This is a genomic window from Acinetobacter towneri DSM 14962 = CIP 107472, assembly GCF_000368785.1.
GTDB lineage: Bacteria > Pseudomonadota > Gammaproteobacteria > Pseudomonadales > Moraxellaceae > Acinetobacter > Acinetobacter towneri.
This window is the reverse complement of the sequence record NZ_KB849691.1, coordinates 166,801-181,219: the sequence shown is the minus strand read 5'-3', so window position 1 is coordinate 181,219 and position 14,419 is coordinate 166,801. Positions and strand designations below refer to the sequence as shown.

The 14,419-nt window shown below is 42.5% G+C and carries 8 protein-coding genes; 5 read left to right on the top strand and 3 right to left on the bottom strand.

The features are described 5' to 3' along the window. Nucleotides 1-72: 72 nt before the first annotated feature. Nucleotides 73-3,840: a UvrD-helicase domain-containing protein gene (locus tag F947_RS11735; protein ID WP_004975917.1), complete on the bottom strand. Its 3,768-nt coding sequence runs from the start codon at nucleotides 3,838-3,840 to the stop codon at nucleotides 73-75. Then, on the bottom strand, nucleotides 3,837-7,577 hold the full coding sequence (locus F947_RS11730; protein WP_004975915.1) for an exodeoxyribonuclease V subunit gamma: 3,741 nt from the start codon (nucleotides 7,575-7,577) through the stop codon (nucleotides 3,837-3,839). The genes F947_RS11735 and F947_RS11730 overlap by 4 nt, the downstream gene beginning before the upstream one ends. A 236-nt stretch (nucleotides 7,578-7,813) precedes the next feature. Here F947_RS11730 and F947_RS11725 point away from each other — a divergent pair, with 236 nt between their 5' ends. Continuing rightward, the gene (locus tag F947_RS11725; protein ID WP_004975913.1) at nucleotides 7,814-8,323 is read left to right on the top strand and encodes a hypothetical protein; all 510 of its coding nucleotides are present in this window, start codon (nucleotides 7,814-7,816) and stop codon (nucleotides 8,321-8,323) included. A 155-nt stretch (nucleotides 8,324-8,478) separates the two neighbouring features. On the opposite strand, the gene pap is transcribed toward F947_RS11725, so the two are convergent. Further along, nucleotides 8,479-9,897: a polyphosphate:AMP phosphotransferase gene (gene pap / locus F947_RS11720; protein WP_004975912.1), complete on the bottom strand. Its 1,419-nt coding sequence runs from the start codon at nucleotides 9,895-9,897 to the stop codon at nucleotides 8,479-8,481. A 246-nt stretch (nucleotides 9,898-10,143) separates the two neighbouring features. Here pap and F947_RS11715 point away from each other — a divergent pair, with 246 nt between their 5' ends. The 4 genes from F947_RS11715 to F947_RS11700 all read left to right on the top strand — a co-directional run bounded on the left by F947_RS11715 (nucleotide 10,144) and on the right by F947_RS11700 (nucleotide 14,301). Further along, nucleotides 10,144-10,848 (top strand): DUF8198 family protein, encoded by a 705-nt coding sequence (locus tag F947_RS11715; protein ID WP_004975910.1) that lies wholly within the window; start codon nucleotides 10,144-10,146, stop codon nucleotides 10,846-10,848. Between the two features lie 168 nt (nucleotides 10,849-11,016). Then, the gene (gene ubiE, locus F947_RS11710) at nucleotides 11,017-11,961 is read left to right on the top strand and encodes a bifunctional demethylmenaquinone methyltransferase/2-methoxy-6-polyprenyl-1,4-benzoquinol methylase UbiE (RefSeq protein WP_004975907.1); all 945 of its coding nucleotides are present in this window, start codon (nucleotides 11,017-11,019) and stop codon (nucleotides 11,959-11,961) included. An 11-nt stretch (nucleotides 11,962-11,972) separates the two neighbouring features. Next, the gene (locus F947_RS11705) at nucleotides 11,973-12,668 is read left to right on the top strand and encodes a ubiquinone biosynthesis accessory factor UbiJ (RefSeq protein WP_004975904.1); all 696 of its coding nucleotides are present in this window, start codon (nucleotides 11,973-11,975) and stop codon (nucleotides 12,666-12,668) included. A gap of 13 nt (nucleotides 12,669-12,681) precedes the next feature. Continuing rightward, nucleotides 12,682-14,301: an ABC1 kinase family protein gene (locus F947_RS11700; protein WP_004975899.1), complete on the top strand. Its 1,620-nt coding sequence runs from the start codon at nucleotides 12,682-12,684 to the stop codon at nucleotides 14,299-14,301. The last annotated feature ends 118 nt before the right edge of the window (nucleotides 14,302-14,419 follow it).

Sequence of the window (14,419 nt, the reverse complement as noted above, 5' to 3'; positions counted from 1 at the left end):
TCCACACAGTTATCCTCAAAGTTATCCACAGGATAAGCAATTGTTTTATTAAGTCGATAAGCTGACTTAGCGTTATTTTTTAAGTTCAAAGTAACCCAATATTTGATCTAGTTGCAGAATAAATTCCGCATCTGGCCGCCAATGACAAACCCCTTGCCCTGCTTGCCCCTGCATACCACGCAAATACAAATAACTGGCTCCACCCAAATGTTGCCGAATATCATAATCTTGCAAACGACTGCCCAAATAACGGTGCAACGCCACCAAATACAAGGCCGCTTGTAACCAATAACTCGATTGGGTCATGTTGTGTTCAAGGTTGGTTTTTTCATAATCGCGCTGATCGGCACCCAAATAATTACTCTTATAGTCGGCAATGTGATAACACTGCCCATCAAAATAAACCAAGTCAATTGAGCCTGTCAGATAACGCGCAGTAGCGGCTTCATTTAAATCTTGAATAGGATGTCCCGCATCTTCAAACAATTGCTGAATTGCTTGAGTAAATAAGCGCTGATCTGCCAACGCCAAATAGAATGGAAACTCTGATAAATAATGTGCAGTAGATAAGGCGGAAAGCTGGAAAGTATCGTGTAAAGGAGTATTCAACACATCCTTCAGCCACTCGGTCATGTGCGCAAAAATATCTGCTTCCTGCACAGTCGCGCTGCCTTTGGCAGTGTCGAGTTTTGCAATCAAATCTACCAATAACACATCTGAATTAAACTCTTTGTCGTTATGAAAACGGCGTTTGACTTCTTCAAAAATGTCATCATGACTGGCTTGAAAGTCGATATATTCAAAGAGTTTATGTAAAAAACTCCCCGCTTGAGTACCACGCTGAAAATTAGCTTTGATCCATGCAATCGGTTGAGCCACCTGTACGATTTCCTGTTCCGTTTCGACAGGTTCCTGATTGATTTCGTCGGCAGCAGCAGCCTGCTCCTCGCTTGCCAATGCCAAAGTATCGCTACGCATGGCGGCAGGTAAATGTTGTGCCAAGCCACTAAAACTGGTTTTGGTTCGTGGATAAAAGCGACGCTGCGGAAAATCTGCAGCTTCAATCTTAATTTCTTGCACTTGTTCGAGTTGTAATGCTGCCGCCAATTGTGTCAGAGGTGCTTCATCACAGCTCCATGCTGCTGCAATTTCTGCTGAACTTGGCGCTTGTAAACGCCAGACATTTAAACCAGCAGATTTTGGTGCAGCCTCTTTTTTACCTTCTTTTGCAGGCGTAGGCTGTTTTAGCATCGCATAGACCCGATAACTGGCACGGGTGAGTGCCACATACCAAAGGCGATTCAACTCTGCCAAACGGCGCTCACTGTGTTGCTTCGTTGTTGTGGCATCTATGTCTTTATGTTTAATGGCAATGATACGTTGCTCAATGCCTTGCTCTTCCTGCGTTGCAAACACCAAAGCAGACTTGTCAGATATAGGTGGCTGATCTGCCGACATCAAAAATACGACTTTAAACTCCAAGCCTTTGGACTGGTGAATGGTCATCAATTTCACGCCTGCCGCATTAGAAAGTTTTCGTTCAATTTCCCAATCGCGTTTGGCAGGTGATTCAACTTGCTGTAAATACCAGTAATACAGCATGTAAGCCCCTTGATGGCGTTCACTTTGACGACTTAGCAATTCGGTTAAATGGCGTAAATTCACCACATGCCGTTCATTGTCAAAACTGCGTTTTGCCACCAAATTTTCCCAAATTTTAAATAAGTTCAGGCAGTAATTCCATGCGGTTAAAAAGCCTTTATTGACCCACATTTCCCGAATGCAGTCGAAGTCATAAATAAACTGACCTAACCCCTGTTGCTCAAGTTCAATCAACTGTTGCAGGTTATAACCCAATAAACGTGTCAGTAAGGCACGCTTGACCTTGGCTTCATCATAAGGATGTAAAATTGCAGTTAAAATTGCCGCCACATCTTTGGCTAAAAAGCCTGTAAAAACACTGCGCTGACTACTTCTATTGACCTGAATTCCAATCCGTTCAAGCTCGTATTGGGCTTGATCAAGCTTTTGATGACTGGTCGATAAAATGGCAATATCATCGGCTTGTAAAGCGACTTTGCCTGAAGAGTGATCAAAATATAAATCGCCTGCAATGCCTTGATTTAATAACTCGCGAATTTTTCGTGCAATTTGAATGGACTCATCCTGATCATGTTCCACCGTTACCCAACGCAGCGGTGCGGGATTGGCCTGTTGCCGATCCATTAAAGCAGGATGAGGACGTGAACCTGCAATGACAGGTTCATAAATCACTTTCTCACCAAAAGCGGGTTGGCGTTGAAATAACTCATCCACCACACAGACCAACTCTTTCACTGAACGATGATTTTGTCTGAGTGAATAAATGCGACCTTGCTTTTTCAGCACGTCATCACGGGCATTGTTATAGGTCAGCATATCGCCACCGCGAAAACCATAAATCGCCTGCTTAGGATCGCCCACCATAATCATGCAACCGCGCGCATACCACTTCGGATTACGCCAAATTTGCGCCAGCATGTCGTCTTGATCTTGGTTAGTATCCTGAAACTCATCCACCAAAATCAGTGGATAACGGGTATGCACAAACTGCGCAAAACGCTGCCCACGTTCGCCCTGCAACGCTTCGGCTAAGCTGCGAATTTGTTGGGCAAAAGTGGTTTCCCCTTTTTGCTGTAAAAGTTGCGGTAAACGCTGCTTGACGTGTTGTACCAAATAGAATTTTAAATTGGTATCCACCAATTCAATTTGACGCTCAAAATTAAGTTTGGCATCCACAACTGCTTTAATTTTTCGGATTACAGGATGATCAAAAAAAGCATCTTGCACCTCTTGCGTACATGGCGCTTTCGCTTTGTTAAAAATAGATTTTCTGAGCTTACCGTCTTGATTCAAATATAGTGCAAAGACCGCATTAAACAATTCAGCAAGGTGTGAATTAAAATAATGTTCTAAAGGATTATGCTTAATTTTTTCAATCAGTTTTGGCAAAGCTTCTGTAAATAGTGGCTGCAACCCCTTCTTGTCACTCCCCGCGACATAATGGGAAAAATTAAAACTATATTCACCATCATAATATTCTTTTAATTCTTCAATTTGCGTGATGTTGATACTGGCTAAATTCTGCAACGCCTCTGCTAAATCCTGAACCTCCAACTGTGCCTGATCTATGCCCTGAATCTCTGCCGATGCAAAATTCAAACTGGTATTGACCAACCCCTCATAATCGGCTGCAGATTTCAACCGCCCACATAACAGCATATAGTCCACAACATGCTGAGGCTGTGCCTGAATCCATTCACGCAGCACATCATGCACCAATTGTTCGGTATAGACCGATGCTTGGTCAGTAATATTGGCGCGCTCAATTTTGCCACTTTCAAAGGAAAATTCACGCAATAATTTTTGGCTAAAGCTATCCAGCGTTCCGACAAATAATTCATCGAGTTGTGCAATCACCAACTTCAAACGTGAACTGGCATAGTCCAGTTTTAAACGATATTTCTGCAAAATATGTTTGAGTAAAGGGTCTTGTAGTTGTGTAATTTTCTCTGCAAGGGCACGCTGATCTAAAGACTGGTTTAAACACTGATCGATATATTGTTGGGTTTCAAGCAAACGTGCACGAATACGACTTTTTAGCTCGGCTGCTGCGGCACGGGTAAATGTGGTCGCAATCACCTGATTAGGCAAATAATCTTTCAGGAAAATCCGCACCATCAAACTAGATAAAGTATAGGTTTTTCCTGTACCTGCCGATGCTTCAATCCAATGCAAGCCTTTAAATTGCATCTCTTGAATTGGGTCATAACAAATTGGGAATGGGCTAGATGAGTTCACGCAGATTCCCCTTGTTTTTGAAGATTTTTCGCAGATTCATAATTTTCAATGATGGGCTGATACAGTCGATGGCTATATTGCTGAAATGCCTCAATCAACAACGGTTCAGTTTCACTGTCTTGAAAAATAAATGACCAGTCTGGGTGATTTTTCTCACTTTCATCAATAAAGCTCCTCCTAGCACCGTCATGCCAATGTTTTACGAAGCTTTCCATGTTCAAAACCTGATCGGACTGAGCTTCATCCCATTGGATTTCAAATTCTTTTTTATCTTTCATTTTTAAAACTAAAGCCGCAGGCAATAACACAGGATATTGCTGTGCGTGTTTCCAGAACTCAAACCACTGGGCTAAATACTCGTGTGCTTGCTGTGCATTGATATTGGCAAAATGAATCACCGCATCTTTACACACCACAATCCGCTCTAAATCTTGATGTTCTGTGTTCTGATAGGCCACCCAAAACAAATATTCCAACCACACTTCGGCATATTTTCTTGGTCTGGCACTCGCTGCCACCACGCTACACCAAAGCTTTGTCGGCTGTTCAGGCACTTGAATACGGATATGCAGATGCGGATTCATTTTCCAAAGCTGTTGCGTTGTTGCGGTTGCCTCATCTGCAAATTGCTGGAGTGTGTCACGTAAATATTGCTGTTCTTGCAGTCCCGTTTGAAACGTGGCATTTAAGGTTTTACCCACAGGCAAGGTATCTTGCAACAAGCTTTCTGCATCTTGCGTGCCATGTTGGAGTAAAAAATCACGCACACTATATTTTTCCAAGCCATTTAAAATCAGTGGCTCGTGGTTCATTGCAGCAGTGTCGGATTGTAAATTTTCGACCCCAATCGCTTTTAAATAGGCACGCGCAGGGAAACACACATCTCGAATCCATTGCATACTGTCGAGTACCACCACGTCTTGTGGCAATAATGGATATTCACCAAACCATGCTTCGCGTGGTGTGGTTTCTTGCTGCATTTGTTTGGCAACCCGATACCATTGATCTTTAAAGCGAACTTCACGGCTTTCGGCAAAACGCAGTTGATCAAAAGGTTGCAAACTATGTAAGTGATAAAGAGATTTCAATTGTGCGGGAATCTCGACACCATTCAAATTTAAGCGTGAATCGCTAGCTTCATCGGGATGTTTCACAATCAACTCCAAATGCTGCACAAATTCCTGCACCAGCACGGATGGATCGCGCACCTCGCCATCACTGACATCAAAACCGTTATAAAATAACCAAACACTGTCTTGCGCCAACAATAAACTATCTAAAAATGCCCCTTGATCATCCTCAATGCGTGAACGATCTCCCAGTTGTGGTTTTAATAATTGCATCAAATCAAAAGCCAATTGCTGGTCACGACTTGGGAACACGCCATTGTCCAAATTCAGCATCACAATCAGCTTATACGGCAGTGGACGAATTGCACCAATTTGGCTAAAGGTAATGGCGCCCGATGGACTGGCTTGTTCGAGTTGGGTTTCGAGCTGGGCTGAAATTTCTTGCAGAATATAATCCAGCGGTAAGCTTAAATGACGCAAATCTTGACCCGACTGCACATCAAAATAACTGGCTAAGGTCAGCATACGGTCATGTTTTTGCACCAAACTAAACACCGATGCCAACACATCTACCCCTGCATCCTGAAACTCACTCAGGTCTTGCATCAGTTGTTTAAGCCAATATTCCACCGTTTTGGCTTGCCCCAATTCATGCTGAATTAGCCAATCACGGCGCTGTGCAAAATCCTGATAAATTTGAACCAGTTTAAAAATCAATTCAAAATCGCTACTTTGCACATCGGCATAACTTAAAGTGTGCTGAACCACGCAATGCTCTGGCACTGCAACGCCCAAAGCCAAACGATCTAAAGCAAACTTTAAGCTGAACCGATAATCTTGATCATCTGCACTCAGGCTGCGTTTTAAATGCTCGGCATCTAAACCACGTTTAAAACCTGCATTGGCCAACAACTCATTCATGCGCTCAATATTGTTTAAATTCAAGGCATAACGCTGTTGTGTGGCAGCTAAACTCAACCAGTCACCAAACTCCTCAAAGCTAAAACGTCCTTGTACCAACGCTATACGCCCAACCACCGCACGCCAAGCATTGTGAATATCTAAAGAGCTGATACCTGCTATTTGAATAGGCAAATACACACTATCTTGACTGAGTTGATGCCCTAAAGCGGCTTGATTCTGCTGTGATTTTTGTTGTCCTTTCTGATAGAGATCACGTTCACTTGGCGGTGCAGCAAATACGCTGCGAATTAAAGATTCTTGTTCTTTGAGTTTCGGACTCAACACCAAAATATCACTGGCTTGGCGGCTGTCATCTTGTCCTAGCCATGCAATTAAACGATCTTTAAGTACCTCAAGCTGACGTAAACTTGAATGACACACATGAATTTGCAATGACTCATCGGCAGGATCTAAGTCATACGCCTGCGCGACTGGCTCAACCAAATTCAATACATCCGATTGAATTTTACCCAGTAAATGCTGCGGCTCTTCTTCAGGGAAAAGATCATACCACTCGCCTTCATCACCACTTGACAACGCCGCCAATAAAGAAAAGTGATCACGTGCCTGTTTACCAAAGCGTGTCAGCAAAGGATGATGTGACTCGCGCATATCGGCATTAAATTCGCCATTATATTTTTTGATATATGCAGCAATATCATCATCACTTACGGTTTTATTTTGACTTTCCATCTCACGAATAAAACGACTTTTGATTCGCGCATCCATGTTTAATTTCCACTTAGGATCGACCATGTCTGCCCAATATTCTTGCGATGGGTTGTAATGCAGAATAAAAATATCCATATACTGCGCCAAACGGCGGATAAACAGCAACTGACTTGGCGGCAAATCCAATAAGGTAAAAATCACCAACTGTTTGGGTAATTTGTTAATACACGAATTTGGATTTTCAGGCTCGCCCAAGGCTTGCCAAAACTGCAGGTCAATCTCCTGCATTTTTTCAAAATCTGCATGAAAAATATGCAACCACAACCAACTTTGCCATTGCTCTAATTCTTCGGCTTGCTCTTGAGTAAATGCGGCTATTTCCAATGCCGCTTGTTTTTCTTCTTCGCTCTCAAAGTTTTTAGGGATATAAATTTGCTGCTTTAAGTTCAGGCGTTTCTGCTGTCCCCAAACCGCTAACCAATTGCTTTGACATTGGCAGACACCCTCGCAGCCTTTTTGGCAAAAACCACGATAAACCATGTAATTGCTAAATAAACGTGAAACTTTATCTGCCACCCAATACAGCATGTTTTGCTTTTTGAGCTGCTTTTCTAAACCCTGTGACAATTGCTCTGCGCTGTCATAAATTCGCTGAATCAAACGATGTAAAGCATGCTCGGCAGGAAGTGGGTTTTGTTCGTGTTGTATCCACGGTTGTAAGTCATAAAACACACGCCATTGCATCACAATACGCGGAATATTTGCCTGACGCACCCGATCTTTATCGTCTAAAACTGCCTGATAAGCGGCCCATTGAAAGGCACGAATACGATGATGAAATTCAGTATTGGCACTAATGCCTTTTTGCTCGGCTATTTTTTCCGTCAGCCACTTTTCTACTGCCACTGAAGGCACAATAAAATGCTGGGTTTGTAGCACCTGAAGCGGATTCGATGTCGGTTGACGTATGGTTTTCAGCATTTCATTGACTAAAACTTCTATACGTTGGCTTTGTATGACATGAATCGCCATAAGGTATCCTTTAATTTATTTTGAATAAGAATGTATTAAATGTACTAGAAGGCCGTTGATCTATCATTTGCCTCAAGCACAACAAAAGAATAAAGATTATTGGCTATACACTTACAACGGTGTATGCCACTTTACAAGCATACTTTTATTGCCTACTTTATTCAAAAAGTGCTTTGAATAAAGTGGTTTAATTTACCAAACAGCATACGATTATCCGCCATTTTAAGGTTGTACTTATGATAAAAAGAGAGACAATTCCAGACAGTATTGATCCAAGCCTAGACTTGGAAATGATTCGTGCAGAATGCCTAGAACTGGTCAAAAAACGTGCCTATTTTTCTGCAGGTGCAGCCGTCATTCCTGTGCCGTTCTTAGACGTTGTCATTGATGTGGGCATCTTGTCGCAACTGATTCCAGAAATTAATGCACGTTTTGGCTTATCTCCTGAACAAGTCAGCGTGTACGATCCTGAAACCCGAAAAGTCCACTGGAGCGAATTGCGTAAACGCGGTGTGGAGTTTTCAGGCTTAGTCGTGGCGCGTACTGCAGTAAAAAAATCCCTGAATAATGTCGCAGCCAAGTACATCACCAAACAAGTGACCAAGTTTATTCCATTGGGTGGACAAATGGTGGCAGCAGGTTTGGGTTATTTTATTATGAAAAAAATTGCCGAAACACATGTTGAAGAAAGCTATAAACTAGCAAAAAGCATTCAGCTTAAACAAGCCAAAGTTGTAAATGCATAGGGTCTGTTGATCATTCACCTATGTTTTTGGTGTGAGAGATATATCTCGCAAGATTTTTTAGCTGATATAAGGCATGAGGCAGGAAGTTTAGTCATTCTAAATGACTGACTCATAACGCAATAGCAGCAAAAAATATGCTCGCCCTGAAAGGCAGATTATTCTGCCTTGAGTTGTTTCAAGATAGTTCTTAAAATTTCCAAACGTGCTGCATTTTTGTCATTACTCGGAATGATGTGCCACGGTGCATATTCGGTACTGGTACGTTGCAACATATCTGCCGCAGCCACCAAATAATCATCCCAACGGCTACGGTTGCGCCAGTCTTCATCTGTAATTTTAAAACGCTTATGTGCGGTTTCCTGACGTGCTTTAAAACGCAGCTCCTGCTCATCTTTACTAATGGCTAACCAAAATTTGATGACGACAGTTTGATGATCATTTAAGTCTTTTTCAAAACGGTTGATTTCGTCATAAGAACGCTGCCATTCCAGTGGGCTAATCAAACCTTCTACACGTTCTACCAATACCCGACCATACCAAGAACGGTCAAAAATATTGATTTTTTCTTCAGGCAGAATTTTCGTCCAAAAACGCCACAAATAAGGACGACTGATTTCAAAGGCTTCAGGTGCACTAATGGTGTAAATTTCGTATTCACGCGGATCCAGTTTTTTTACAATCCGTTTAATCGCGCCGCCTTTGCCTGCTGCGTCCACTCCTTCAAAAACAATGCTGACATTACGGTTATCTAAACGCAGTGCATCTGCCACTTTTTTCGTGAGTTTCTTTAACTCTGCTTTATAGTCATCCTCATTGACCGATTCAGATACAGGATTAAGCAAAACTTCTGGAATTTCTGCAGCTTGCCAAGTGATGCCCGAACTGGTCGGATGCACAGGACAATGCTCTAAAGCACGTAAAATATGCTGTGCAAATTGTTGATCGCGGATGGTTTCATCTTCGCAATCAATCATAATCCAGTCATCGGTAAAGCGTTGGCGCAGCTTTTGCAAGCTGTCATATTGCTTTTTATTGCGCCAATCCAAGCCGTGCAATTTATGCCAATGCACTTCGCTCGGTTCCATATCATCTAGTCGTTTTTGTAGTGATTTCCACGATAAATCGAACCAGATTTTAATGACATCCATATGGTTATTTTTTAAGTCTTCTTCATAGGCACGCATTTTTTCGACATAGTTATCAAACATGGTGTCATCAATTTGTTTAGACACATGCATGGCTGTGCTTAATAAGTCACTATACCAATTGCCAAACATCACCATAATTTGACCTTCGGCAGGAATAAAACGTGCATAAGGCTGCCAAAGTGTCTGTTTGGGATTAAACGGGTGCGGCGCATCGGCTTTTACCCTTAAATAACGCGGATCGACCCATTCTCTTAATTGTTTAACCGATTCACCCTTACCCGCCAATTCAATGCCGCTCACTAAAATCAGCAAACTTTTGGCATTTTTTTCACCTTTGGTGTTTTTTAAAGCATATTGGGCTTCAATTAGCTCGACTGAAAGTTGTTCTTCTTCCATGAGTTTAAATTCAGTATGTGCTTGTGACATCATCTACCCTATTGTTGTGTTATTTAAGCTCTGCTGATCATTCATCTATATTTACGATATTAGAATGAGCGACAGACTTGGATCAGTATACGAATATCGACCCATTTTTTAACAACTTTTCGCTTATTTTTGTAGATTAATCTCACACACTGACCTTTGCCGTTTGGAATTCTGTGTAATTTGTCATAGCGACGAGATCAAACTCACATTAAGATTTGCCCATTCAACTCAATAATGAGACACCCTATGTCTAAACTTGCTGCTTTAGATGAGCTGTTAGAACTGTATTATCAATTTAAATATCATAAAAATCCTATGCTTTTTCAACGCTTACAAGATGTTCAAGCATGGCAAAAACAGCGTATGCAACGCACCCATGCCACACAGTTTGCCGAAAAGCACAATGTCTTGATGGCTGAATATTTTTTAAACCGCTTATATGGCGGTCCAGATTTTGACGCTTTGGCAGGTCAAATTGCTCGCCTACTGAAATATGCACACAAAGCTGAAAAAATCATCCCTGAAAATGCAATAAAAACAGGGACTTCTGGGGTAAGTCTGGCGATTTTGGCAGTGCAGTTAGATGAACAAGTCGCGATACAATTGCTACAGGACTATCCTGAAAATATGCCTTTAAATGATGAGATGATGCGTCTGACTTATTTAAAGCTCGATCAGGGCGAAGCACGCTTAAAACAATTAAATATGTTGGATGAACTGGGTAAAAACCTAGATAAATATATGCGCTCTTTTGTGGTCTATACCGCTTTTAAAATGTGTAAAGGCGCGGCGCAAAAATACAGTTTTCAAATTATGTATGAGTTTATGCAAGATGGCTTTTTAGCCATGAAACCATTAAAGTCCGCAGAGAAATTTGTGAAGCAATTTACTACCACAGAACGGGAAATTATTGCCAAAGTACATGCAGGTGATTTACATCCATTTTCATAATCCCAATGTGTGAAATAACCAACACTTATTCAGCACACTTACGCTATCTTTGGTTTTTTCTGTATATTATTCATAACAATTGCATGATGATTACTGTACAAGTGCTTAGAATCTGTCATCATGCATACACTGCAGCCTTAAGCCTTTTTATCCTGAGGAGTGACTCCAATGTCGAATGAAAATCAAACGCCTACCGCTACTCCCGAGTCGGCACAACCAACAGACAAAGTGAGTCCATTCTTAACCGAACCTCTACCGCAAGGCGCTCCACAAGGTCAGCAACAATCTTTAGAACAAAAATTAACGGATACACCTGTTACGGGTTCAGTGCCAAAATATAATTTGCCGCGCGGTGCCAACACAGGCAATGTCGGTGCAACCACACACTTCGGCTACCAAACCGTCAGCAGTGAAGATAAAGCCCAGAAAGTCGCAGAAGTCTTCCACTCGGTTGCAAGCAAATACGACATTATGAACGACTTAATGTCATTTGGTATTCACCGCTTATGGAAACGCTTTGCGATTAATATGTCAGGTGTACGTCGTGGTCAGCGCGTACTGGACATTGCAGGCGGTACGGGTGACTTAGCCAAAGTCTTTAGCCGTGAAGTTGGCCCTACAGGTCATGTGGTACTGTCAGATATTAACGAATCTATGCTGAATGTTGGCCGTGACCGTCTAATTGATGCAGGCTGTACCAATGTCGATTTCGTGTTGGCGAATGCCGAAACTTTAGAACCATTTGAAGACAACAGCTTTGACTTACTGACTATTTCATTTGGTTTACGTAACGTGACCGATAAAGATGCAGCTTTGGCAGCGATGTACCGCGTACTCAAGCCGGGTGGTCGTTTATTGATTTTAGAATTTTCAAAACCAGTATTTGAACCGTTCTCAAAACTCTACGATTTATATTCATTCACAGCATTGCCATTGATGGGTAAAATTGTCGCAAACGACTCAGAAAGCTACAAATACTTGGCTGAATCTATTCGTATGCACCCAGATCAACGCACTTTAAAAGGCATGATGGAACAGGCAGGCTTCCAAAACTGTGATTACCACAACCTGACTGGTGGTATTGTTGCCGTTCACCGTGGTTTTAAACTCTAAGGCGTACCGCAATGTGGTCAATTCTCGCCCTTGGTGCAGTTGAGAAACTGATTCATCATGTTATTGATTTGGATGCGATTACTCGCATCCAGCTCAACCAACTACACGGCAAAATGTTGCGTGTGGTGCTCGATTCGCCACAGCTTTCTGTAGATGTCTTTTTTGATGACAACAAAGTTCGTTTAGAACCTACTGCAACAGGTCACAGCGAGCAGCCTTCTATTTTTGAGCAACGCCCGTTTGATCAAGCGCAAAATATCAGCCCCGCAACGACCACTTTGCATGTTAAAAATGTGGTGCAATTGCTCAAACTGTTGCTATCCGATGAAGTGGGCAATATTCCCCTACAAGGTGACTATCATCTTTTACAAGATATTCAGCGCATTATGCAGCAGGCTGAACTAGACTTGGCCGCACATTTAAGCCCTTGGATTGGTCCTGCTTTGGCTCATGAAGTTGGCAAAATTCAGCTTGCACCCAAGCATTTAAAACGCAGTCTACACAGCCATTTGTTCTTTGCTGAAGATGCCCTAAAAGAAGACAGTGGTCTATTTGCCCCACGCTGGCAAATGGATGACTTACAACAAGACACGCGCATTTTTCAACAAAATTTAGACCGCGCCGAAGCCAAAATTCAACAGCTACAAGCGCAGCTTGATGCACAGCCAGATACCGCTTCTGACACCTTAAACTCCACTCAACCCTAGGGAATAAGTCTTTATGATTCCGCACGTTTCACGTTTACTCGAACTTTGGCGCATTGCCGCGCACTATAGACTCGACACGTTGTTTCCTGCGGAAGAACTACCAGAAAAGGCACGTCATGCACTCAGTTTTATTCGCATGCACCCTGCGGCTTGGTCAAGTAAAGAGCGTAAAAACCCGCTGAAGCTCAAAGAAGCTTTAGAAGAAATGGGACCACTGGCGATTAAACTTGGGCAATTACTGTCTACACGTCGTGACCTGATTCCGCCTGAAGTTTTACAGCAATTGGTGTTGCTACAAGACCGTGTCAAACCATTCGGTTCTGACGTGGCACAAATGCGAATTCAGCAATCGCTCAAGGCAGACATCAACACCCTGTTTGCCCGTTTTGATGAGCAACCTTTAGCAGCAGCCTCCATTGCGCAAGTCCATACCGCTGCCTTGCATGATGGTCGTGAAGTCGTCGTTAAAGTCACCCGTCCCGATATTCGCCAGCAAATTCTACAAGATTTTGAAATTCTGGAATGGCTCGGTGCAGCACTGGAAAAACGTCTGGAAGCGGCACGCGCTCTACATTTATCTGAAATTATTCAGGACTATCGTCAAATTATTCTCAACGAACTGGATTTGACCTTAGAAGCGGATAACACCCGCCGCATGCGTCACTACTTTACAGGCTCAAGCATGATGTACGTGCCTGAAGTCTATATGGACAGTAAAGATGTGATGGTGGCAGAGCGCATTACAGGTGTGCCAATTTCCGACACGGCAACCTTTGATCGTTTGGGGATGAATCGTGCCGATTTGGCAGAAAAAGGCCTCACGATTTTCTTTACCCAAGTGTTCCGTGACAACTTTTTCCATGCCGATATGCATCCTGGCAACGTCTTTGTGGAAACCATCAATCCGAATAATCCGCGTTTTATTGCGCTAGATTGTGCGATTATGGGCGAGCTGTCCAAGCATGACCAAATGACCGTAGCACGTATGTTGCTGGCGGTGATGAACAGCAACTTTATGCAGCTGATTCAAGTGGTACACCAAGCTGGCTGGATTCCACCGGGCACAGATCAAGATGCTCTCGCCCGTGAAATGCGCCGTACTGTCGGGCCAATGGTGTCTAAACCGATGCACGAATTGGACTTTGCAGGCATTCTGATTCAGGTCATGGATATTGCACGTCGTTTCCATTTGGAAATTCCACCGCAATTGATGCTACTCCTGAAAACATTGGTGCATGTTGAAGGCTTGGGCACAGACTTATATCCAGAACTGGATATCTGGAAACTGGCAAAACCAATTTTAACGGATTGGATTAAAGCCAATATGAATCCAGTCAAAAATATCAAAGAAATTGGGCAGCAAATTCCCGACCTGTTACTGGGTGCGCAAGACTTACCAAGTTTAATGATTGACAGTTTAAATGGTTTAAAAAACCAATCGGCTTGGCATTCCAAACAATTGCATGAATTACAAAGCATGCGTCTACAAATGGAACATCAGCAAAAACGCAGCTGGATTTTTGGCAGCATTATGGCCATTTTCCTCTCCATTGCGATTATTGCACCGTGGTATGTCTCTATTGTTTTAATCGCGTTGGCAAGTTTCTTGGCGATTTGGCGTATAGCTAAATAAAGCCACATTGCTTGATAACAAACTGATTAGACGATAAAAAAATTAGAAAGCCTGTTTTAAAGCAGGCTTTTTTATCACGCTGATTTTCTCTAACTCATCCTAAAAACTACCGCATGAC